The sequence below is a fragment of the Streptomyces sp. NPDC014907 genome, from assembly GCF_055562975.1.
Window position 1 is genome coordinate 581,522 of the sequence record NZ_JBVHEG010000002.1, and the last position, 22,340, is coordinate 603,861.

Here is a 22,340-nt window from a genome sequence, read left to right on the forward strand (position 1 = left end):
CCGCCGCCCGGTCCCCTCCTCGGCGGTTTCGTTCGGATCACCGCGCCGACCGGAGAAAGGTGCCCGCGATGTGGAGTCCGGCCAGGTAGACGGTCGCGGTCTTCTCGTAGCGGGTGGCGATGCCCCGCCACTGCTTCAAGCGGTTGATGCGGCGTTCGACGGTGTTGCGCTGCTTGTACGCCTCGCGGTCGAAGGCGGGTGGCCTGCCGCCCCGGCTACCGCGCCGCAGCCGGTTGTAGACGCCTCGCCGGTTACCGTACTTCTCCGGGAGGCGGGTCCACTGCGATCCCGTCTGGAACTTCCCGGCGATCGCGTCGATCACTTCTCGGTGATCCCGCCACCGGCCACCCCACCGTGGCGTCCGATCCGGGGCAACGGCTCGATTCGCGCCCACCGCGCGTCGGTCAACGGCACACGAAGAACAACGACGGGCGGGGCTGGCCGGAACGGCGCCGCTGTCAGGCGGTCGGCCCGGGGCGGAGTCGCCGCGCGTCCCGCACGAGCGTGTACGAAGCGCTGAGGAAGATCATGGCTCCGGCGACGAGCCAGAGAACCGAGGCCCCGGAGCGGTACTCACGAACGGCAAGAACCAGCAGCACCACGCTGACAAGAACGCCGAAGGCCGAGATCAGAGCGCTGATGCGGCGAGTCACACGGACATCATCAACGATGACCTTGCCGGGCGGAAGCGATCCAAACGAACCAGCGCAGCCGTTCCGTGGTGAATCTCGCCGGCCGCTGGATCTGCACGCTCGCTGTTGCGCCTTGAATACCGGCGCGAGAACACGGCCGACTTGTCGGACGCGTGTTCTCGTCGCCACTCGAAGGGGCGGTGCCAGTGGCCAATTGCAATTCCCCACAGGTGGCCAATTCCTGGGGAACCGTCTGGCCGACGGCCGTCACGCCGAGTCAGACCGCCAGGGGCGAGCGGGCAGGAGCCGCCAGTCCGGCTCCCAGCGCGCTGCCGACAAGAAGGCCCACGCCGTGGTTGTCGGTGAGGAGACAAAGGACAAGACCTGCGGCGGGGACGAGGAGCGCCACCCGCCGCAGGGCAACGACGCTGCCGCGCGCCGCGTACCAAGTGGCGAGCGCGCCCACGAGGCCGCAGATCGCCACGGAGTCCCCGCCTCCTCGGAGGCTCCAGCCGGCCATGCTCACCGCCTGAACGCCCGTCGTCCATGACCGACGCCGCTCTACAGCTTCGGCCTGGGCATCGTCTTCACCTCGCTGTTCGCCGCCGCGGCCGCCACCGTGCCGGCGCGGCGGCAGGGCGTCGCCTCCGGCATGGCCTCCACCGGCCGGCAGGCCGGCGGCGCGGTCGGCCTCGCGGTGCTGGTCGCCATCGCCGACTCCGGTGTGCGCGACCGGACCGGCGAGGCGCTGCGGTCGGCGGCGACGGACGGCATCCGCACGGCGGTGTTCGTCGCGGCGGCGGCGACGGCGGTGCTGCTGGTGGTCGCCGGGCGCCTCGGGCGGACGCCGGGCGGGGACGCGGCGGCACGGTCGGCGGGTACGGCGCCGGAGGAAGCCGCCGGCGCGCGCGGTTGATGCCGGAGGCGGGCCGCCTCGGTCCGGGCGGCCCGCCCCCGCACTCGGCGCCGCAGCGCCGCGAGGCTGCTCGCCACGGCCGCGACCAGCTGCCGGTTCTCGGCGGCGCCCCCGCCCCCGCCGTACGCGAACCGCCGCCGCGTGTAGCTGTACGCGATCCCGCTGTCCGGGTCGGCGAGGGCCTGTGCGCCGACCGCCCCGCTGTGGCCGAAGGCCCGGGTGCCCAGGCCCGGATAGCGCTTGTGCTGGGCCTCGAATCCGAGCAGGAAGTGCCCCTCCTCTCCGGTGACCAGGTCCACCCCCGGCGTGTGCGGGGTGGTGAACTCCGCGAGCGTGCCGGCGGTGAGCAGCGGCGGGCGCCCGTCCACCGGCGAGATCGCGGCGGCGTAGAGCTTGGCGAGGCCGCGCGCGGTGCCGACGCTGCCGGATGACGCCGGCCCCTGTGCCCGTACGGACCGGACGCCGGCGAAGTCCGCCAGGTCGGTGGGCGGGTCGGCGTGCAGGTTGAAGGCGATGCCGGTGAGCGAGTCCGGCGCCGGGGCCTGCGCGTCCGCCTGCGCCTGCCGCTCGGGCGGCAGCGGCTGTACGGGCAGATGGCGCGGCTCCTCGGCCTCCGGCAGCCCGAGGTGGAAGTCCAGCCCGTACGGCTCCCGCAACCGCTCGTCGTACAGCCGCTGCAGGCTCTTGCCCGTGACCCGCCGCGCCACCTCACCGATGAGCGCGCCGATGGTGAAGGCGTGGTAGCCGTACCCCTCCCCCGGTGCCCAGTACGGGCGCGCCCCCGCGAGGCGTTCGGCGAGCCGCTGGTCGTCGGCGAGCTCCGCGGTGCTGAAGCCCTCCGGGACGCCGATCAGGCCGGCCCGGTGCGAGAGGAGCTCGCGGACGGTGATCCCGCCCTTGCCCTCGGCGGCGAACTCGGGCCAGTAGCGCGCGACCGGCCGGTCCAGCTCCAGCGCGCCGTCCTGCACCAGCAGCGCGGCCAGCAGATGGGCGGCGCCCTTGCCGGACGAGTACAGCGCGAGCAGCGAGTCCCCGGTCACCCCGGGCCCCGTCCAGAGATCGACGACGTCTCGCCCGTGCAGCCGCACGGACAGTTGCGCGCTCAGCCCGGGCTCACCGGCCGCGACGGCGCCGAAGGCGTCCCGTACCGCGCCGAACTCCTCGGCCGCGGTGCCGTGCACCACCGTCGTGTCCGTTGTCGTGGTGGTCATCGTCGGGCCCCCGCCGGCTGCCGGCCCGCGGCCTTGGCCACCAGGGCGCGGAGCAGGTCGGACAGCAGCTCGCGGGTGACGGGGTCGGCCAGCCGGCCGGACCCGTCGAAGCGTTCGTGCGAGCGGAAGACCATGACCTCGGGCTTGACGACCAGATCCGAGTCGGTCCACACGAACACCTGCCGCAGCGCCAGCTGGGCCCGTACGGAGCCGAAGGCCGACGGGGACGCGCCGACGATCGCGACCGGCTTGCGGCGCAGCGGCAGGCCCTCGGTGCCGGTCCAGTCGGTGCTGACCCAGTCGATGGCGTTCTTCAGCACGCCGGGTATCGAGTAGTTGAACTCGGGGGTCGCGATCAGCAGGGCATCCGCGGCGGTGATCCGCTCGCGCAGCTCGCGGACGGCGGCGGGGCGCGCGTCCGGGGTGTCCAGGTCCATGTCGTACGGGGGGATGGCGCGCAGCCCGCCGTAGATGTCGACGGCGACGCCCTCGGGAGCGAGCTCGGCGGCGGCGTGCAGCAGCGCCGTGTTGTGGGAGCCGGTGCGCAGACTTCCGGAGAGGGCAAGGACGTTGAGGTGATTCACGGCAGGCTGCTCCGTCGGGTCGGTGTCACTCGAACAGAACTGGACTGTACGGCACAGTCCAGTTGGACTCAAGAGTCCACTTCGGCTGCTACGCTGACTCCGATGAACGAACGCACCCGCCCCTCCGGCGACCGCGCCGCCCGCAAGCGCGCGGCGATCATCGGCGCCGCGCGCGCACAATTCCTCGAGCACGGCTTCGGCGCCGGCGTCGATCAGATCGCCGCTCAGGCGGGCGTGTCGAAGATGACGGTGTACAACCACTTCGGCAGCAAAGAGGACCTCTTCGCCGACGTGATCGGCGACGCGCTGGAGCGGGCGCTGGGCGCCACCGCCGAGGAGATGGGCCGGCAACTGGAGGCGGACGACGACATCCGCGAGGTCCTGATCGCCACCGCCCGCGGCTGGGTGCGGGGCATCGCCCAGGACGACGTCCTGCGGCTGCGCACCCTGATCGCCGCGGAGACCCGCCGCTTCCCCGGCCTGGGACGCGCCTGGCGCGAACAGGGCCCGGAACGCTTCGCGGAGCCCCTCGGCACCGCGCTGCACGGCACGCCGGATCTGGAGATCCCCGACCTGGAGGTCGCGATCATCCAGTTCTACGCCCTCGTGCTGTACCCGCACCTCGTCCACAGCACATACGGCGACCGCCTGTCACCGGACCTGACGGAGCGGCTGATCGAGCGGGGCGTGGACATGTTCCTGGCGTACTACCGGGCGAGCTAGTGCCTTTCTCCCGGATCGTGCCGGGACCCGCGCCGCACGGCACGCACCCCCGCCGCACGCCGCTCCCGGACGGGTGGTGCTCCCGCGGGACCGGGGACAGCCCACGCCGGGGCCACGCACCCGTCGTCGCTTCTGCGCCACGGTCAAGTCCTACGCCCAGCGGCGCCCGGCACCTGACACCACCCCGTGCCGGCCAACGAGATCCCGAAGAGCGGGAAGGGCGCTACCGGGTCTCCGCGGACCCGGTACTTCTGCCTGGTGTCCGGGCGCCACGGGGTGCCACACACTGATCCGGACGACAGGTCCTAATAACGGTCGAGGATCAGCTGCGTCTTGAGGATGTCGCCGTGGTACAGCCAGCCCTTGGAGTCGGCGAGGGCGATGGCGTCCGCGTGCAGTTCGGCGGCGTCGGCGGCGGAGTCGGTCTTGAAGGACAGCTCCACGACGTACTCCGTGCCGGTGCCGTCCGCCCCGACCACCGGCAGCACCTCGATGCTCGCGTCGTCGGAGGCGCCCCACTCCCCGCCGTACACCTTGGCGGTGACCGGTCCGTGGGCGCGGGACTGCTGGAGGACGCCCTCGCCCCAGCCGGCGCTCCCCCAGTTCTCCAGCTCGCCGGGGACGTCGTTGACCAGCCAGGTGCGGCCGGTGGTGCTCGTGGGGAGGGCGGTGCCCGTGTAGCCCTTGGCGCTGTGGCTCTTCTCGGTGCTGAAGCTGAGGGTCTGCTTGGCGTAGCCCCAGTCGACCTCGGCCTTGTAGGCGGTGTCGCCGCTGTCGAAGCCCGCCGCGTTGGCGGCGTCGAGCGCGGCCCCGATGTCGCCGTTCGTGACGGGGAAGCGCTTCTTGTACGTCTCCTCGAACGACGACCCGTCCTTGTGGCGCAGCCGGACGCTCCATCCCTGGGCGTCGAGGGCGAGGCCGTCGGTGTCGTAGTAGGCGTACGAACGGGCCTTGGCGGAACCGGTGATGCCGAAGGCCGCCTTCACGGCCGCGCTCGGCGCGTGGGAGGCGTCGAGGGCCGCCGCCGTGAGGTTGATCTTCACCTCGTACGTCGGGACGGCGTTGGCGGCGGCGTGTGCCGGGGCGGCCGGGGCGAGGAGCGCCGCGGCGGCGGCGAGGACGACGGCGGAGGCGGCGGGGCGCGGGGCCCGGGAGGTGAGGGTCATGCGGGTGATCCTCGCGCCGCCGGGTGAGGACCGCGTGGCGCCGGGGCGTGGCGCCGGTGAACCGGGGGCGTCCGGGAACGGACCGGGGGCCGGTCGCGGCGTACGCGGCCGGGGCGTGCGTGCCGGGCGCCGCCGGGCGGGGCTTTCGGCACGCGCCCTACCGCAGCAGCGGGTTCGTGCCGACGTCCTCCGGGACGGCCTCGCGGACCGGCGTGCTGCCGGGGCCCGGACGGCGCTCGCCGGGGACCGGGACGCGCCCGGTGCGGCGGAGGAGGACCGTCCCGTCCTGCCGCCAGACCTCCGTGTAGCCGTGGGCCAGGAGGAGTGCGACGCGCCGCCGCTGGTCGCCGGTGGACGCGAAGGGGAAGGTCCTGTTCTCCGTGCGGAGGAGGACCCAGTCGGCGCCCCGGGGGGTGCCGTCGGCGATCACCAGGTCCGCGCGGGCGGTCAGCCGGGGGGCGACGGCGTTGTCCGCCTCCACGGTCGCGCCGTCCGGGACGAGTTCCGCCGCCGCGGCGAGCGGGCGTTTGTCCGGGGACGGCCGCCAGGAGTCCGGCCGCACCAGGAGCCCGAGGCCGAGGAGCACGGCCGCCGCCGAGGAGAGGACGACCGCGGCGACGGTCCAGCGCAGGGCCGGAGCGTGCGCCCCGCGCGGGTCGGGGGCGGACGGTTCGCGGCACTCCGGGGCGGCCGGTTCGCGGCGTTCCGGTACGGGGGGTCCGTGACGTCCCGGGGCGGACGGCTCCCGCTCCGGCGCGGAGGGTTTCCGTCCCGGGGCGGACGGCCCCCGCTCCGGTACGGACGACTCCCGTCCCAGTACGGACGGCCCCCGTCCCGGGCCGGCGGGAGCGTCCGGTCTGCGGCGCGGCAGCAGCGGCCGGCGGCCGGTCGCGGCGCGCTCCCCGTACATCCTCCCCAGCGTCTCCAGGGCCGCCGTGAGGAGGATCGGCCAGAGGAAGGCGTCGTAGTGGTTGATCACCGGCCAGTGGTTCGGGTTGTCGGAGAGGACCCGTTCCGCGAGGAGGGGGACGGCGAGCAGGAACGTCGGGGAGCCCAGCGGGAGGAGGGCGAGGGTGCCCAGGATCCAGGCCGTCATGACGACCTTCACGAAGGGCGTGACGGCGACCTGGAGCAGCACCCAGGGAGCGGTGGCGACGTGGGCCAGGGCCTCGCCCGCGTCGGCGCCGAGGCGGCCGTACGACCAGTAGTAGCCCTCCGGTCCGCCCATCGCGGGCAGGAACCAGGTGATCACGGCCACCGACACCAGCGGCCCGGCCACGGCGAGGACGGCCCCCGTGGCCCGGCCCCGGCGGTGGCCGGCGCGGTGGGCGCGTACCGCGAGGACGAGGCCGAACGCGCCGACGACCAGGCCCATGTCCTCCTTCGCCGTGCACAGCGCCGCCGCCCAGCAGGCCGCCGCGCCGTACCGGTGGGCGAGGCCCCGCTCCAGCATCAGGAGCGTGAACGGCACCGCGAAGGCGACCTCGTGGAAACCGTTGTGGGAGGCGTTCAGGAGCGGCCAGCCCACCGCGTACACCAGCGCGCCGAGGCCGGCGGCGCGGCGGGCGGCGAGCGGCCCGGCGCCCGCGAAGGAGTGCCGGGCGATGCGCCGGACCACCGGCACGCCGGCCGCGAACAGCGCCGCCTGCGCGAGGATCAGGACCCGGGGGTCGTCCCACAGCCGGTAGAGCGGCGCGAGGAGCGCGAGCGCGGGGGTGAAGTGGTCGCCCAGGAGCGAGAACCCGGGCGGGAACTCGTGGTGGGTGTTCTTGATCGGCGACCGGGGCGGTTCGAGGTGGGAGTAGGCCCGTACCGCCTGGTCGAAGATGCCGAGGTCGAAGCCGGTGACCCGCAGCGCGGTCCACGACTGCATGCCGAGGCCCGCGCAGACGAGGAAGCAGAGGAGGGTCGGGGCCGCGCCCCGGCGGCGCAGGAGCGGGAACGCGCCACGACGGCCGGCGGCCGGGGCCGCGTCCCCGCCGCCGGGGGCGGGGGCCTCGCCCCGGCGGCGCGGGAGGTACGGGAGCGGGACCCCGCCCCGGCGGCCCCGGGGCCCGTCCCCCGTCTCCTCCGGCGGTCCGGGCGCCTCCCCGCGCGGACGCGGCACGCCGGCGGTCCCGTTCGGCGGGCCGGGCGGGGTGGACGGGGGCGCGAGTTCCATGGGCCCGACCCTAACGGTGCGCCCCCCGCCGTCCCTGGGGGGCAGAATCGGGCCATGGTCATCACCGCACGCGCCCTCAACCGGGCCACTCTGGCACGGCAGTTGCTCCTCTCCCGCGAACCGGTCGGCGTCGAGGAGGCCGTGCGGCGGGTGGTGGCCCTCCAGGCGCAGTTGCCGGGTTCGCCGTACGTGGCGCTGTGGAACAGGACGGCGGACTTCGACCCGGAGGAGCTCGACCGGGCCGTGGACGGCTTCCGGGTGGTCCGGTCGACGCTGATGCGGCTGACCCTGCACCTGGTGCACGCCGGGGACTACCGGTCCTTCCGGGAGGCCATGGAGCCGACGCTGCGCGGCTCGCGGCTGCACGATCCCCGGTTCGTCGCGGCGGGGTTCACCGCCGCCGACGCCGACGCGCTGCTCCCCGGGCTGCTCGCGCACGCCGGGGTGGCCAGGAGCGGGGCCGAGCTGCGGGGGCTGATCGAGCGGAGCCGGGGCGGGCCGGTGGAGTCCGTGGTGTGGCGGATGGTGCGGCAGTACGCGCCGCTGTGGCACGTGCCCTCGGGTCCGCCGTGGTCGTTCGGGACCGCGCCGTCCTTCGTCGCGGCGGCCGGACCGGTCGCACTCGCCGACCCGGAGGCGTCCGCGGCCGGCCTGGCCGTCCTGGTCCGGCGCTACCTGGAGGGGTTCGGCCCGGCGTCCGTGGCGGACATGGCGCAGTTCACGCTCGCGCCCCGGCGCCTGGTGCGCGAGGCCGTGCGGACCCTGGAGGAGGAGCTGGAGCGGAGGGAGGGGGACGGCGGCACGGTGCTGTACGACGTGCCCGGAGCGCCGCTCCCCGACGAGGAGACCCCGGCTCCGCCGCGCCTGATGGCGATGTGGGACAGCACCCTGCTGGCGTACGCGGACCGCGCCCGGATCATCCCGCCCGCGTACCGCCGGCAGGTGATCCGCGTGAACGGCGACACCCTGCCGACGCTCCTGGTCGACGGGTACGTGGCCGGGGTCTGGCGGCCGTCCGGCGAGGGGATCGAGGTCGCGGCCTTCCACCCGCTGCCCGCCGGGGTCTGGGAGGAGATCGCGGCCGAGGCCGGGGCGCTGGCCGGGCTCCTCGCCGCCCGGGACCCGCTCGTCCACCGCCGCTACGACCACTGGTGGGCCAAGGGGCTTCCGGCGGCCGAGACGCGGTTGCTGCCGGGGTCCTGACGGGCGGGCCGGAAGCCGTCCGGTCCCGGTACGGCGACGGGGGGCGCTTCACGGCCGGCCGGACGCACGGCCGGCCGGACGCACGGCCGGCCGGACGCACGGCCGGCCGGACGCACGGCCGGCCGGACGGCTCCGCCGGGGCACCGCGCGGGCCGTCCGGCGCGGGCTTCCGGGAGGTGACGGGGCGAGGCGTACGGGCCGGCTCTCGGACCGGGGCGTTGACCGCGGCCGGCCCGTATCGCCTCGCTCCGCGATGGTCCGGCCACGCAGGGCGACGGGTCAAAGGCGGAACCGCGAGTCCGTCAGATCCGCCGGGGCCGTTCCGGACGGCCCCGGCGGGGGTGGCGGGGACCGCTCTGACCTGCGCGGAGACCGGGAGAGGTGGTCCGGCCACCATCCGGCGGCCGATTCGGGTGCCGGGTACACCTCGCCCCCGGGGGCGGTGGCGGGCGACGGTGGTGGGGCAGCGGGAGGGAGCTGCTCAACCTTCGGGCAGGAGTGTCGTGAGTACATCCGTCGCAACCAAGCGCAGCGCCGTCACCGGGGCCGTCGCCCCGGCCGTGCCCCTGGGCGTCGCCGGGCCGGCCGGCCCGCGCGGGGACGTCTACGCCGAGCTGTGTGCCGCGCTCTTCTCCGGCTTCCCGCGCCGCGACCAGCGCCTGAAGGCCGAGCAGTACCTGCACGGCCTGCTCACGGCCCAGGGCCGCAAGTCGATCCGGAACATCGCCGCGCAGATCGGCGGGCCGGCGGTCGAGCAGAGCCTGCACCACTTCGTCTCCAGCTCCACCTGGGACTGGCAGCCCATGCGGGCGGCGCTCGCCCGGTACCTGGAGCGGTCCGGTCACCCGCAGGCCTGGGTGGTGCGGCCCATGCCGATCCCGAAGGCCGGCGAGCACTCCGTGGGCGTGGTCCGGAGCTTCGACCCCGAGCGCGGGCAGGCCTTCCACGGCCAGCAGGCCTTCGGGGTGTGGTTCGCCGGGGAGGAGCTGAGCGTCCCGGTCAACTGGCGCCTCTTCCTGCCGGACCCCTGGGTGAACGACCGCACGCGGCGCGACCGCGCCGAGGTTCCCGACGAGGCGGGCGGGGAGACCCTGGAGGAGTGCGCGGTCGCGGCGGCGCTCGACACGGCCCGCTGGGCCGACGTCACCCGCAGGCCGGTCCTCATCGACATACGGGGCGGGGCGGGCCGGTCGGCCCTGGCCCGGCTCGCCGGGGCCGGGGTGCCGGTCGTGGCCCGGATCGGGCCGGGTTCCCGGCTCGCGCTCGCGGACCGTTCGCTGCCGGGCTTCGGGGCGGGCCCGCTTCCCGCCGCGCAGATACTGGAGTCCCTCAAGGGGCTGCGCAGGCCGGTGAGCTGGGTGGACACGGTGGCCGGTGCGCGGACCTCGCGGACCTCGCTGGCGGCGGCCGTCCGGGTCGCGCTGCCCTCGCCGGGCGGGGAGCGGATGCGTCCGCTCGTGCTGCTCGGCGAGTGGGACGACCCCCGGCGGCCCCCGTCCCGGGTGTGGATCAGCGATCTGACGGGGTCTCCGGTCGGCTCCCTGCTGCGCCTGACGAAGCTGGCCCGCCGGGTGGAGCGGGACTTCGCGGAGATCGGGGAGGGGGCGGGACTGCGGGACTTCGTGGGCCGCTCGTTCCGCGGCTGGCACCGCCACATCACCCTGGCCTCGGCGGCCCACGCGGCGACGGCCCTGGCGGCCGGGTGGACCGCCGGCCACGCGCGCGGACCGGGGTACGGGCCGGGGTACGGCTCCTCCGGTTACGGCGTCTCCGGCTACGGATCGCGGCGCTCGGCGAGCTAGTGCCGCGTCAGGCGGCGTTCACCGTGGGTGGTGTGGTCGGTGCCGTCGGGGGTGAGGTAGCGCAGGACGGTGAACCGGGCTTCGTCGCGGTTGAGCAGGGGGCCGTCTGGGCCCGCCGCCATGTCACCACGGGTCCGGTGCCTCCGCGGATGATCCGCAGCAGGCGCTGTCGCTCGTCGTCGATGTGCCGAACCCGAACTCCGCCGGCCACGCCGACCGGTTTCAGTGAACGCGCCGGTCGGGAGCCGGTTCCCGACCGGCGCGTCGTGGACCGCGGGCGGCGGTGTCAGCCGAGGTGCCGGGCGAAGAACCTCAGCGTGCTCTCCAGCTCGAACGCGGGGATCTCCCCGTGCTTGCCGGGGTTGGCGTGCAACGTCTTCTCGGCCGAGGCCAAGGCGTCGAACAGCGCCAAGCTCTGGACCCTCGGCACCCGCTCGTCGTCCCACTGCACCAAGAACTCCACGGGGACGGTGATCCGCGCGGCGGCCTCGGCCGATGCCGACACCCCGCCCAGGCCCAGTACCGCCGCGCGGACCCGCGGTTCGGCGGCGACGAACGGAACACCGAGTCCGCATCCCAGCGAAACCCCCCAGTAGCCCACCGGGCCGGCGCCCACGTGCGCGAGTCGCTGAACCGCGTCCAGGACCGCCCGCCATTCCGGCACGGTCCGGCGGGCCACGAGCGCCTGGAAGCCGGCGATCAGCGGGGCCAACTCTTCACCGGCTTCCACGCGGGCCTGGTTCTCGGCCACGATCCGGTCGTACTCCTCGACCTTCGGCCGGTCGCCATGGGCGGGAACGTCGACCGCCACGGCCGCGAAACCGCATTCGGTCACGAAGCGGCGTGCGCGAGCCAGGACGTCAGGGGCCTTTTTGTGCTGACCGCCACCGTGTCCCATCAGGACGAGCGGACGAGTGGCGACGGCGCCTTCCGGCGTCCACAACACACCGGGAACGTCGCCGAGGGTGAAGAGCTGTTCGCGGACGCCGTCGGACGACACATCAGATACGAAGCGCATAGCGGTTCATGCCTTTCGGGATGCCTCTGCGGGCACTCCCCAAGCCATGCGGGGGAGGGAGGCCCGACCTGTCAAAGCGTTGATCGGTCTCACCTCCTCGGTTCGCAGCGGTGCACGGCGGCAGGAACGTACCACGCACGAAGGACTCCGCCCTGGCCCGGGCGGGGAGTGCGGCAGGGCGAACGTTGTCCGATGCGGCACCAGGACGGCGGGCCCGGCCTTCAGGGCCCGCCCGTCAGGGGCCGGGCTCCGGCGGGGCCGGCGGCCGGGTCCGGTCGGGAACGACCCTGCCCCGGGCCAGGACCTCCCGGGTGCGCTGGAGGCGCAGCGCCAGCTGGACCTCCAGGACCTGTCCGGGCTTCTGCCATTCCGGGCCGAGGAGTTCGCCGATCCGCTCCAGGCGGCGCGAGACCGTGTTGGGGTGGACGTGCAGCGCCTCGGCCGCGTTCGTCGGGCTGCCGCCGGAGGCGAAGTACGCCTCCAGGGTGCGCGTGAGGTCGGTGAACCGCTCGGCGTCGTAGTCCAGTACGGGCCCGATCGCCGCCTCCACGAAGCCGTCCACGTCGTTGTCGTCGGAGAGCAGCAGTCCCAGGAAGCCCAGGTCCTGCACGGAGGCCGCCGAACCGGTCCCGCCGAGGGCGCTCATGGCGTCGAGGCAGCGCCCGGCCTCCCGGTGCATCCGGCCGACGCCGTCCGGGCTCCAGCCGGGGCCGGCGGAGGCGACGGAGACGGGGTGCCCGAGCAGCGGGGACAGTTCGGCGGCGACGGCCTTCGCGGCGGCGGAGGCGTCGACGCCCGGCAGCAGCAGCACGATGCAGCCGCCCTGCACGGTCTTCAGGCCGGAGAGGCGGTACGCGTACGAGGACGCCCACACGACCGCCCGGCCCTGCTCGCCGCCCTCCGGCCGGGCGAGGACGAGGATGTGCGGCCGGCGCAGGTCGACCCCGAGGCGGCGGGCCCGCTGGGCGATCTGCTGCGGCGCGTGCGGCGGGTCCGCGATGAGGTCGTCGAGGAGCTCGTCGCGGACGGGTCCTTCGGCGACGGCCGTGGAACGCCGCATGAGGAGGAGGAAGGCGACGGCCTGGGCGGCGAGTTCGAGGAGCCTCTCGTCCTCGCCGGTGAGCCCGGTGGCGGCGTGGACCACGAGGCCGCCGAGGTCCTCGGAGCCGGCGATGACCGGTGCGACCCAGGTGCCGTCGCCGGCGGGGACCGGCCGGCGGCGGGCGTGGGCGTCGAGCGAGGCCTTCGCGACGGCCTCCTCGTCCAGGCCGGGGATGTCCCCGGCGGCGGCGAGGCACCGGCCCCCGGGGTCGCGGATCAGCACGGTCGCGTCGAGGGCGTCGGCGGCGGCCTTGGCCACGTTGCACAGGTCGCCGCCCGCGAGGACGAGGTTCATGATGCGGCCGTGGGTCTCGCTGATGTGCCGCACGCGGGCGAGCCGGGTGCGCGCCCGGGCGCTGTCCCGCTCCAGTTCGGTGAGTTCGGCCCGGGTCCGGTCGAGGAGGCCGGCCTTCTCGACGGCGAGGGCGGCGAGGTCGGCGAGCGCGGCGAGGAGCCCGATCTCCTCGGAGGTGTGGTGGCGGACGCGCCGGTCCGCCCCGAACAGGGTGCCGACGACGGTGTCGCCGCTGCGCAGCGGGACGGCCACGATCGCGTGCAGGCCCTCGGCGCGCAGGGCGGACTCGGCGGCCTCGTCGAAGGCGGGGGCGTGGACGCCGGCGTCGAGGGAGCCGGAGGGGGCGAACCGTTCGTCGGCGAGGTAGTCCGGGGTCCAGACGGGCTCGCCGTGCAACTGGACGGCGCCGCCGAGTCCGTACCCCTCGGCGATCCTGAGCCCGGGGGCGAGGCGCGGGCCCTCGGCGCGGCCGGCGCGGGTGCCCTCGGTGGTGTGGACGTAGCAGGTGCCGTGCGGGCCGCGCAGCGTGACGTAGGCCAGGTCGAGGCCGAGGAGCCGGCGGGCGCGGCGGGTGATGACGCGCAGCAGGCTGTCGAGGTCGTAGGAGAGGGTCAGGTCGCGGGCGGTGTCGGTGAGGGCGGTGAGTCCGGCCTCGCGGTGCGCGGCCTGCGCGCGTTCGGCGCGGACCCGGCCGGCGAGGGCGACGGCCCGCTCCAGGCGGTCGAGGTCGTCGTCGCCGAGGCCGTCGCGCCGGGCCTCGTCCAGGAGCGCGTCGAAGCGGGCCTGCGGGGCCTGTCCCGCGAGGAGTTCGAGGACCGTGAGCAGCGCGTCGGCACCACCGGCTCCGTCCGCGCCGTGCGTGGTCATGGTCCGGACCCCCGTAGTCGAGCGAAATCGGGCACCTGGGAGGAAACCCGTCCTGCCCGCCGAAACTAATTCGGCTTCGGAAGTGGGTCAACGGTGAGTTGCGGCACTTCATTCCGTTTGGCCCTCCGCGAGGGCGGCAGCACGGTGCCGCCGGGACGGTCGCGGACCGGGGCCGGGACGGTCGCGCGGCGACCGGGGGCCGGGCCGGGCGCCGGTCCCCGGCGGGTACGCGGCCGGTCCGGGGCGCCCCGCCGGATCAGCCGAAGGAGCCCACCGGGACGAGCCGGGGCCGGGCGGGGGCGTACTGGCCGGGGACGCGGAAGCCGAACACGGGGCGCGCCTCGGCGTCCCGCACGGTCAGGACCGAGCGCTGGAGGCGGCGCAGCCGCGCCGAGGGTTCCGTGCCGCCCTCCCCCTGGAGGGCGAGGCGCAGCCGCTCGTACACGGTGAGCGCCTCGTCGTGCCGGCCGCAGCGCGTCAGGGCGGCCATGAGGTGCGCGTGGAGGGGTTCGTTGGTGCGGTGGCGGGCGACGAGGCCGGTGAGTTCCGGGACGAGTTCGGCGTGCCGGCCGAGGCCCAGCTGGGCTTCGATCCACTGGTCGAGGACGCTGAGCCGGGAGGCCTTGAGCCGTTCGATCTCCCTGCGGAGGCGGGGGCCCGCGGCGACGCCCGCGTACGGGTCTCCGCGCCACAGGGTCAGGGCCTCGCCGAGGCGGAGCGCGGCGCGCGGGAGGTCGCCGGCCTCCATGGCCCGGTAGCCGGCGCCGGCCGCGCGCTCGAACTGCCAGACGTCGTGGGCGCCGCCGCCGGTGTCGAGCCGGTAGCCGCCGGGCTGGGACACGAGGATCGCCTCGGCGGTGCGCCGGTCGGACCAGCCGGGCCGGGGCTCGGCGGGCGCGGCCCCGCGCAGGGCGCCCGCGATGAGTGCGCGCAGCCCGGCTATGTGGGACTGGAGTTCGGCGCGGGCCCCGCGCGGCGCGCCGGACGGCCACAGTTCCTCGGTCAGGACCGTCACGGGGACGACCTGGTCGGCGCTGGCCGTGAGCAGGGCGAGGAGCTGCCGGGGAGCGGCGGCCGTCGGGGTGATCGACACCCCGTTCTCACGGACCGACAGCCCCCCCAGGATCCGGACGTCCACTTTGCCCCCTCCATGCCTGTGCGGTGTCTGCGCGCGGGATGACTCTCGATGATTAGAAAAGACCCCCGTAGGCATGTCAATAAGAAACCGTGAGGTACGGAACCACACTCCCGGATATCAGGGTGATTCACCCCCTTTGTCCGTCTATGGCGGCGATAGATTTTCGTCACTGGCTCAGAACGCGCCTACTTGAAAGACGGTTTCCGGACTCACAGGTACGCTTTCGCGTGTTCTTCGCGGGACGCCGTGGAGTCGCGGAAGGCCGGTTCGCGCCAGGAACAGTCGTCCCGGTCGGTTTCGGACGGGGGCGCGGCGGCCCCCCGGGGGCCGCTCCCTAGAGCACGGCGGCGGCGGTGAGGAGCCCGAAGGAGAGCGTGATCAGGGCCGTGCGGACACGGTGGAAACCGTTCCACCGCTTCTCGAAGGCGGCCCGGACCGCCGACGGGTCCTCCCCCGCTCCCCCGTCGGGGGAGCTTCCGGAGGCGGCGAGGGCCGTGTTGAGGGGGACGTTGCCGCCGATGGTGACCAGGTGGTTGAGGACCGCGCAGACGAGTCCCGCGAGGACGAGCCGCCCCTGCGCGTCCGTGCGCCCGTCGGCGGGGACGAGGAACGCGGCGGCGGGGAAGACGATCACGCCCAGGAAGACGGTGAGGAACACCGGCCTCGGCACGCACTCGTTGACGCGGCGCATCGCCGTGACGAACCCGGCGTCCGTCAGCCGGGCGAGCGCGGGCATGATCCCGGTCAGGAAGATCAGCATGAATCCGGCGTAGAGGCCGGTGGAGACGACGGCGAGGGCGAGGACGAGGGTGGCCATGCGGTCATTCTGGCCGCCGGCCGTCCTCCGCGTGATCCGTACGCGTCAAGCCGAGGGCCGGGCCGGCGCACCTCCCGGGCAGGGCGGACCGGGCCGGCGCACCTCCCGGGCAGGGTCGGCGCCCGCCCTCACCGGCCGCCGTCCCGCCCGGCACGTCAACCGCGCGCGTCAGCCGTACGCGTCACCCGATGCGACGGCTGTACGTATCGGGCGGCGCGCCCGCTCCGGTGCGGGCCGGGCCCGCACCGGGCGGCGCCCGTTCCCGTGATAGGGGGCCGGACCAGGCGGCGCCGGGCGCCCGCGGACCGCACGGTTCCGCTCCATCTGCCCGCCGCGTCAAGGGACTTGGACCGGGGGTCGGCACACGGCCGGGAGGAGGCGCCGGCGAGGGGGACGGGAGGCTCCCACCGCGACGGACGGGACCCCCGTGGCATGGATTCGCCATCCTCCCCAACAGGGGTTGTCACCGTGTGCAGTCACATGCGTACATGGAGTGGACACCGATCGACGGGGGAGGTCAGCGGTGGCAGAGAACGCGGGCTCCGTGACGCTCGCCCGTTCGGCGATGAACCGGGCCACGGCCGAGGGACAACGGCCCGCGGGGCGCCCGGTCCGGGGCGCACGGCGCATCAGCGCCGCGCTCGCCGGACTGGCCGCCTCCACCCGGCACGAGCTGCTGACCTTCGACGACCCGGTCGCGTCCGCCGCGTACGCGATCCCCGAACCGTTCCTGGAGCTGGCGGGAGCGTGCATGCGGGCCGCGGCGGAACGGGCCGACGAGGTGAGAAGGATCGTTCCTCGACATGCCCTGCCCCGGATCGAGGGGGAGCCTCGCCTTCCCGGGCGGGCCCGTCTGGTGGAGGCGATCCCGTTCAAGATGATCCTGGTCGACCGGACGGTGGCGGCGATCCCGCTCGACCTGGAACTGCTCTACAACGGGCTGCTGCTGATCCGCGACCCGGTGGTGGTGCGGGCCCTCGTCCGGGTCCACCACGTCTGCTGGGCGGCGGCCGAGGAACCGGCGTACCCGGTGCCGTCCCCGTCACCGCCGCCGGACGACCTGCCGCCCCAGCTCCGTCCGGTGCTCGACGCCCTCCTGTCGGGGCTCACGGACGAGGCGGCGGCGGCCCGGCTCGGCATGTCCGCGCGGACGTACAGCCGCCGGGTGGGCGAGCTGATGGCCGCCCTCGGCACGACGAGCCGCTTCCGCGCGGGCGCGGAAGCGGCTCGGAGGGGGTGGCTGTGACGGGCCCCGGGACCATCGGGACCCCGCGTCCCCGGGCCTTCCCACCGTGCCCTACGACACGATGTCCTTGCGGGCGAAGCCCCGGAAGGCGAGGGCGAAGAGGACCAGGGCGTACGTCAGGGAGACCGCCGTCCCCTTCACCATGCCGCCCCACTCCAGCCGGGGCTGGAGCGCGTCGATCCAGGCGAACTGCCAGTGCGCGGGCAGGAACTCGCGCCAGTCGCCGAGCGCGGTGACGGCGTCCAGGACGTTGCCCACGACGGTCAGGCCGACGGCGCCGCCCACCGCGCCGAGCGGGGCATCGGTGCGGGTGGACAGCCAGAAGGCGAGCCCGGCGGTGACCAGTTGGGAGGCGAAGACGAAGGCGACGGCGACGGCGATCCTGAACAGCGCGTCACCCGCCGGCACCGCGCCTCCGGTCGGCAGCCGGAGCGGCCCCCAGCCGTAGGCGACCGTGCCCGCCATCAGGGCCACCAGCGGGAGGAGGACCATCGCGGCCGCGCTGTAGCCGAGGGCGACCGCCAGTTTGGAGGCGAGCAGCCGGGACCGGGGCACGGGCGCGGCGAGGAGGTAGCGCAGGGAGGACCAGCTCGCCTCGGAGGCGACGGTGTCGCCGCAGAACAGCGCCACGGGAATGACGAGGAGGAAACCCGCCGAGACGAAGAGGCAGGTGGCCGCGAAGTTGGCGCCCGAGGCCGTCGCCGTGTCCATCAGGGTGACGCGGCCGTCGCGGTCGTCGTCCCCCGCGCCGCCGATCGCGAAGGCCGCGATCAGGACGAAGGGCAGGGCGGCCAGGACCGCGCCCATCACCAGGGTGCGGCGGCGCTTCCACTGGCGCAGGGCCTCGACCCGCAGGGGCAGGGTGTGGCCGGGCCGGTAGCCGGGGGCGGACTCCGCCGCGCCGGCGGCGCTCCGGGGCGGCGGGGTGCTGGGGACGGTGCTGCTCATGCGGCTCCTCCTCCGATCAGGGTCAGGAACGCGTCTTCGAGGCGCCGGTGCGGGCCGACCCCGGTCACCGGCACGTCCAGCCGGACGAGTTCGGTGATGAGGGCGGTCGCGTCGGCGCCGTCGAGGCGGACCAGGAGACCGCCGTCGGTGCGGGCGGCCGAGCCGACGCCGGGCAGGGCCCCGATCTTCTCGACCAGGGCGTCGGGGACGCGGGCGCCGTCCGGCCCGCCGCCGGCGAGGGTCACGAGGAGGGTGTCCCCGGAGCCGGTGATCTCCGCGACCGGCCCGGCCTGCACCAGCCGCCCCCGGTCCATGACGACGAGGTGGGTGCAGGACTGCTCGACCTCGGCCAGGAGGTGGCTGGAGACGATGACGGTGCGGCCCCCGGCCGCGTACCGGATCATCACCTCCCGCATCTCCCGGATCTGCGGCGGGTCGAGCCCGTTGGTCGGTTCGTCCAGGATCAGCAGGTCCGGCAGGCCGAGCATGGCCTGGGCGAGGGCGAGGCGCTGCCGCATGCCCTGCGAGTAGGTCCGCACGGCGCGGTCCAGGGCGCCGCCCAGGTTCGCGATCCGCAGGGCCTCGTCCACGTGGGCGTCCCCGGCGGGACGGCCGGTGGCCTTCCAGTACAGGTCGAGGTTCTCCCGGCCCGACAGGTGCGGCAGGAAGCCGGCGCCCTCGACGAAGGCGCCGACGCGGGAGAGGACCGGGGCGCCGGGCCGGATCGCCTGGCCGAAGACCCGGATCTCGCCCTCGTCGGGGGTGATGAGGCCCATCAGCATGCGCAGGGTGGTGGTCTTTCCGGCGCCGTTCGGGCCGAGGAGGCCGAGGACCTGGCCCCGCTCGACCCGGAAGGAGAGGTCCTGGACGCTGTACCGCTCTCCGCCCTTGTACTTCTTCGACAGGCCGGTGATCAGGAGCGGTACGGCGGCGAGTTCCGGGTCGGGCGCGGGCGCGGTGGTCCGGCGGCGGGCCGTGAACAGCAGGACGGCGGCGACCGCGAGGCCGGCCGGCGGGAGGCCCCACACCCACCACGGCAGGGCGGCGGCCCGGGTGGTGAGACCGGGGGCGGTGGGGACGGTCAGCGGCCCTTCGGCGGAGACGGTGTACGCGGCGGGGGCGGCCGGGGAGGCGTAGCCGAGGTCGGTCGCGGCGACGACGAGCCGCAGCCGGTGCCCGGCCTCCACCTCGTGGTCGATCGCGGGCAGCGTCAGGACGACCCCGCGGCCCGCGCCGGCGTCCTCGACGCGGACGGGGGCGACGAGCTGGGCGGGCAGCACCTGTTGCCGCCCGTCGGGTCCGACGTCGTACACCTTCGCGAAGAGGACGGCGGAACCGTCCCCGGCGGTCGAGGCGACCCTGACGCGGACGGTCGGCGTGCCCGTGATCCGCACCGGTTCCGTCCGCGGCTTCGTGTCGAAGCGGGCGTGCTGGCCGGGGAGGTCGAGGGAGAGGCCGACGCCGACGGAGGAGAGGCCGGAGAGTCCGCCGCCCAGGCCGGGGACGGCCGAGACGGCGGGCGGCGCGCCGCCCGGCGGGTTGGCGAAGGTCTGCGGCGGCCCGTCGAGGGGAAGGCGCACGGGGGCGGAGACGAGTCCCGGGTAGCGGTCGGCGGTCGCGGCGCGCAGGGTGGCCCGGCCGTCGGTGGAGTCGACGCCGCCGGTGCGGCTGACGCGGAAGGCGGGCCCGGTGTCCACGGAGGCGTCCCGCTTCAGCCAGCGGTCGAACCAGGCGCCGATCCGCCGTTCGACGCGCGCGGTCTCGCCGTCGCCGCCGTCGTGGCCGCCGGCGATCCAGTCGACGGCGACGGGGGCGCCGTTGGCGGTGAGGGCGCGGGCCGCGGCGTCGGACTGGGCCAGGGTGAAGAGGGAGTCGGTCTGTCCCTGGACGAGGAGGGCGGGCACCTTGACGCGGGAGCCGACGGCGGAGGGGCTGCGGGCTTCGAGGAGCGCGCGGGCGGCGGCGTCGGGTTTCCCGGAGACGGCGACGCGCTGGTAGAGGGAGCACAGCTCGGCGGTGAACCGCCCGCAGGCGGCGGGCTTTCCGGGGGCGGAAGCCCTGCCGGTGCCGGCCCCGGGGGCCTTTCCGCCGCCGGAGGCCGGGGCCTCCCCCGGGCCGGGCCCGGTGTCGGCACCGGTGCCGGGGCCCGTGCCGGTGCCGGGGTCCGTGCCGGTGCCGGGGTCCGTGCCGGTCCGGCCGGCGGCTCCGGCCCCCGCCCCGTTCCCGGAGGAGAAGAAGATCCCGGCCCAGAGCTTCTTGAAGACGCCGTCCGGGAAGAGGGCGTCGGCGAGGTTCCAGTACGTGATCCGGGGGGCGATCGCGTCCACGCGCGGGTCGTGCCCGGCGGCGAGGAGGGAGATCGCGCCGCCGTAGGAGGCGCCGGTGACGCCGACGCGCGGGTCGCCGGCCCCGTCGAGCAGGACTTCGGGGCGGGCGGCGAGCCAGTCGATCAGCCGGCTGACGTCCCTGACCTCGTGCGCGGGGTCGTTGAGTCCGATCTCGCCGGTGGAGGCGCCGAACCCCCGGGCGGACCAGGTGAGTACGGCGTATCCGTTCCGGGCCAGCCCCTCGGCCTGGGCGCGGACGTCCTCCTTGGAACCGCCGAAGCCGTGCCCGAGGAGGACGGCGGGCCGCCGCCCGTCGCCGCCCCCGGTGAAGTAGGAGGTGTCGAGCCGTACTCCGTCGACGTCGAGCGCCCGGTCGGCACGGTGCACGGGCGGTGGATCGTCCGGGGCGACGGCGGCCCAGGTACCGGCACCCCCGAGGACGGCGAGCGCGGCACCGGCCGCGGCCCACCGGGAAAGTCGAAGTCGCATGCCGCCGAGCCTAGGCGGTGCCCGGTGGAACGCGGCCGGGGCCCGGGACCCGGCACGGCGCCCCGCCGCACCGCGCCTCGCCGGAACCCCCGCCTTCCCGCGTCCCCCGCGCGGTCGCGGTGCGGCGGCGGCCCCGGGGCACACCGCGCCCCGGGGCCGCCGCCCGCCGTCGTGCGTCCCGTCAGTGGTTGCGCGGGAAGCCCAGGTCGACGCCGGCCGGGGCCTCGGAGGGGTCGGGCCAGCGGGTGGTGACGACCTTGCCCCGGGTGTAGAAGTGCACGCCGTCGTTGCCGTAGACGTGGTGGTCGCCGAAGAGCGAGTCCTTCCAGCCGCCGAAGGAGTGGTAGCCCACCGGGACCGGGATCGGGACGTTGACGCCGACCATGCCGGCCTCGACCTCCAGCTGGAAGCGGCGTGCCGCACCGCCGTCGCGGGTGAAGATCGCGGTGCCGTTGCCGAACGGCGAGGCGTTGATGAGGGCGAGGCCCTCCTCGTACGTCTCGGCGCGCAGCACGCAGAGCACCGGGCCGAAGATCTCGTCCCGGTAGGCCGTGGCCGTGGCCGGCACGTGGTCCAGGAGGGACAGGCCGATCCAGTGGCCGCCCTCGTGGCCCTCGACGGTGTACCCGGTGCCGTCGAGGACGACCTCGCAGCCCTCGTCGGCCGCGCCGCGGACGTAGGAGGCGACCTTGTCGCGGTGGGCGGCCGTGATGAGCGGGCCCATCTCGGAGGTGGGGTCGGTGCCGGGGCCGATCTTGATCTTCTCGGCGCGTTCGCGGATCTTCGCGACCAGTTCGTCGCCGACGGAACCGACCGCCACGACCGCCGAGATGGCCATGCAGCGCTCGCCGGCGGAGCCGTACGCCGCCGAGACGGCCGCGTCGGCCGCCGCGTCGAGGTCGGCGTCCGGGAGGACCAGCATGTGGTTCTTCGCGCCGCCGAGCGCCTGGACGCGCTTGCCGCGGGCGGAGGCGGTGGTGTGGATGTGGCGGGCGATCGGGGTCGAGCCGACGAAGGAGACGGCGGCGACGTCCGGGTGCTCCAGGAGCCGGTCCACGGCCGTCCTGTCGCCCTGCAGGACGTTGAAGACGCCGTCCGGGAGGCCCGCCTCGGCGAGGAGTTCCGCGAGCTTCAGCGACGGGGAGGGGTCCTTCTCGCTGGGCTTGAGGACGAAGGTGTTGCCGGTCGCGATGGCGATGGGGAACATCCACATCGGCACCATGGCCGGGAAGTTGAAGGGCGTGATGCCGGCGACGACGCCGACGGGCTGGCGGATCGACGCCACGTCCACGCGGTTCGACACCTGCGTGGAGAGCTCGCCCTTGAGCTGGGTGGTGATGCCGCAGGCCAGGTCGACGATCTCCAGGCCGCGGGCGACCTCGCCGAGCGCGTCCGAGTGCACCTTGCCGTGCTCGGCGACGATCAGCGCGGCGATGGCGTCGCGGTGGGCGTCGAGCAGCGCGCGGAACCTGAAGAGGATCGTGGTGCGCTGGGCGAGGGAGGAGGTGCCCCAGGTCGCGAAGGCGGCCTTGGCGGCGGCCACCGCCGCGTCGACCTCCTCGACGGAGGCGAGCGCGACCCGGGTGGTCACGGCACCGGTGGCCGGGTCGGTGACCGGCCCCCAGTTGCCCGACGTTCCCTCGACGGTCTTGCCACCGATCCAGTGGCCGACGGTGTGCGTCATGACGAAATGCTC

Annotated in this window: 19 protein-coding genes; 4 read left to right on the top strand and 15 right to left on the bottom strand. The window is 75.1% G+C overall.

Annotation, left to right across the window (positions count from 1 at the left end; translation table 11 throughout):
• Positions 1-37: 37 nt before the first annotated feature.
• The 5 genes from ACZ3IL_RS07995 to ACZ3IL_RS08015 all read right to left on the bottom strand — a co-directional run bounded on the left by ACZ3IL_RS07995 (position 38) and on the right by ACZ3IL_RS08015 (position 3,343).
• Positions 38-394 (bottom strand): transposase, encoded by a 357-nt coding sequence (locus tag ACZ3IL_RS07995; RefSeq protein ID WP_467387739.1) that lies wholly within the window; start codon positions 392-394, stop codon positions 38-40.
• A 64-nt stretch (positions 395-458) separates the two neighbouring features.
• Positions 459-653: a hypothetical protein gene (locus ACZ3IL_RS08000; RefSeq protein WP_467387741.1), complete on the bottom strand. Its 195-nt coding sequence runs from the start codon at positions 651-653 to the stop codon at positions 459-461.
• Between the two features lie 256 nt (positions 654-909).
• Positions 910-1,152, bottom strand: coding sequence for a hypothetical protein (locus ACZ3IL_RS08005; protein ID WP_467387743.1), 243 nt, complete (start codon positions 1,150-1,152; stop codon positions 910-912).
• A 41-nt stretch (positions 1,153-1,193) separates the two neighbouring features.
• A complete protein-coding gene (locus ACZ3IL_RS08010; protein WP_467387745.1) occupies positions 1,194-2,759 on the bottom strand; it encodes a serine hydrolase domain-containing protein in 1,566 nt (521 codons plus the stop codon).
• A complete protein-coding gene (locus tag ACZ3IL_RS08015) occupies positions 2,756-3,343 on the bottom strand; it encodes an NADPH-dependent FMN reductase (protein WP_467387747.1) in 588 nt (195 codons plus the stop codon). The genes ACZ3IL_RS08010 and ACZ3IL_RS08015 overlap by 4 nt, the downstream gene beginning before the upstream one ends.
• A 102-nt stretch (positions 3,344-3,445) precedes the next feature.
• Between ACZ3IL_RS08015 and ACZ3IL_RS08020 the strand changes: the two genes are divergently transcribed.
• Complete coding sequence (locus ACZ3IL_RS08020) at positions 3,446-4,066, top strand: TetR/AcrR family transcriptional regulator (protein ID WP_467387749.1); 621 nt, start codon at positions 3,446-3,448, stop codon at positions 4,064-4,066.
• A 305-nt stretch (positions 4,067-4,371) separates the two neighbouring features.
• On the opposite strand, the gene ACZ3IL_RS08025 is transcribed toward ACZ3IL_RS08020, so the two are convergent.
• Both ACZ3IL_RS08025 and ACZ3IL_RS08030 read right to left on the bottom strand, forming a co-directional pair.
• Positions 4,372-5,232 carry a hypothetical protein gene (locus ACZ3IL_RS08025; protein WP_467387751.1) on the bottom strand — a complete coding sequence of 287 codons (861 nt, stop codon included), beginning with the start codon at positions 5,230-5,232 and terminating at the stop codon, positions 4,372-4,374.
• Positions 5,233-5,389: 157 nt separating this feature from the next.
• The gene (locus ACZ3IL_RS08030; RefSeq protein WP_467387753.1) at positions 5,390-7,393 is read right to left on the bottom strand and encodes a DUF2079 domain-containing protein; all 2,004 of its coding nucleotides are present in this window, start codon (positions 7,391-7,393) and stop codon (positions 5,390-5,392) included.
• A gap of 54 nt (positions 7,394-7,447) precedes the next feature.
• On the opposite strand from ACZ3IL_RS08030, the gene ACZ3IL_RS08035 reads away from it, so the two are divergent.
• Together ACZ3IL_RS08035 and ACZ3IL_RS08040 are read left to right on the top strand one after the other, a co-directional pair.
• Positions 7,448-8,596 carry a winged helix DNA-binding domain-containing protein gene (locus ACZ3IL_RS08035; protein ID WP_467387755.1) on the top strand — a complete coding sequence of 383 codons (1,149 nt, stop codon included), beginning with the start codon at positions 7,448-7,450 and terminating at the stop codon, positions 8,594-8,596.
• 503 nt (positions 8,597-9,099) lie between these two features.
• Positions 9,100-10,398 carry an IS701 family transposase gene (locus tag ACZ3IL_RS08040; RefSeq protein ID WP_467387757.1) on the top strand — a complete coding sequence of 433 codons (1,299 nt, stop codon included), beginning with the start codon at positions 9,100-9,102 and terminating at the stop codon, positions 10,396-10,398.
• Here ACZ3IL_RS08040 and ACZ3IL_RS08045 read toward each other — a convergent pair.
• The 5 genes from ACZ3IL_RS08045 to ACZ3IL_RS08065 all read right to left on the bottom strand — a co-directional run bounded on the left by ACZ3IL_RS08045 (position 10,395) and on the right by ACZ3IL_RS08065 (position 15,634).
• Positions 10,395-10,520 carry a hypothetical protein gene (locus ACZ3IL_RS08045; RefSeq protein ID WP_467387759.1) on the bottom strand — a complete coding sequence of 42 codons (126 nt, stop codon included), beginning with the start codon at positions 10,518-10,520 and terminating at the stop codon, positions 10,395-10,397. The two genes, ACZ3IL_RS08040 and ACZ3IL_RS08045, sit on opposite strands and share 4 nt — an antisense overlap.
• Positions 10,521-10,684: 164 nt before the next feature.
• Positions 10,685-11,416 carry a dienelactone hydrolase family protein gene (locus ACZ3IL_RS08050; protein ID WP_467387761.1) on the bottom strand — a complete coding sequence of 244 codons (732 nt, stop codon included), beginning with the start codon at positions 11,414-11,416 and terminating at the stop codon, positions 10,685-10,687.
• A gap of 235 nt (positions 11,417-11,651) precedes the next feature.
• On the bottom strand, positions 11,652-13,679 hold the full coding sequence (locus ACZ3IL_RS08055; RefSeq protein ID WP_467387763.1) for a helix-turn-helix domain-containing protein: 2,028 nt from the start codon (positions 13,677-13,679) through the stop codon (positions 11,652-11,654).
• A gap of 256 nt (positions 13,680-13,935) precedes the next feature.
• Positions 13,936-14,817 (bottom strand): AfsR/SARP family transcriptional regulator, encoded by an 882-nt coding sequence (locus ACZ3IL_RS08060; protein WP_467387765.1) that lies wholly within the window; start codon positions 14,815-14,817, stop codon positions 13,936-13,938.
• Between the two features lie 334 nt (positions 14,818-15,151).
• Positions 15,152-15,634, bottom strand: coding sequence for an anthrone oxygenase family protein (locus ACZ3IL_RS08065; RefSeq protein ID WP_467387767.1), 483 nt, complete (start codon positions 15,632-15,634; stop codon positions 15,152-15,154).
• A 523-nt stretch (positions 15,635-16,157) separates the two neighbouring features.
• On the opposite strand from ACZ3IL_RS08065, the gene ACZ3IL_RS08070 reads away from it, so the two are divergent.
• Entirely contained in the window at positions 16,158-16,880 is a 723-nt protein-coding gene (locus ACZ3IL_RS08070; protein ID WP_467387769.1) for a helix-turn-helix domain-containing protein, read from the top strand.
• A gap of 51 nt (positions 16,881-16,931) precedes the next feature.
• Here the strand turns inward: ACZ3IL_RS08070 and ACZ3IL_RS08075 are convergent, their stop codons facing one another.
• The 3 genes from ACZ3IL_RS08075 to mmsA all read right to left on the bottom strand — a co-directional run bounded on the left by ACZ3IL_RS08075 (position 16,932) and on the right by mmsA (position 22,328).
• Positions 16,932-17,828: an ABC transporter permease gene (locus tag ACZ3IL_RS08075; RefSeq protein ID WP_467387771.1), complete on the bottom strand. Its 897-nt coding sequence runs from the start codon at positions 17,826-17,828 to the stop codon at positions 16,932-16,934.
• Positions 17,825-20,644, bottom strand: a complete 2,820-nt coding sequence (locus ACZ3IL_RS08080; protein WP_467387773.1) for an alpha/beta fold hydrolase — start codon at positions 20,642-20,644, stop codon at positions 17,825-17,827. The genes ACZ3IL_RS08075 and ACZ3IL_RS08080 overlap by 4 nt, the downstream gene beginning before the upstream one ends.
• Before the next feature lie 181 nt (positions 20,645-20,825).
• The gene (gene mmsA, locus ACZ3IL_RS08085; RefSeq protein WP_467387775.1) at positions 20,826-22,328 is read right to left on the bottom strand and encodes a CoA-acylating methylmalonate-semialdehyde dehydrogenase; all 1,503 of its coding nucleotides are present in this window, start codon (positions 22,326-22,328) and stop codon (positions 20,826-20,828) included.
• Positions 22,329-22,340: the final 12 nt, after the last annotated feature.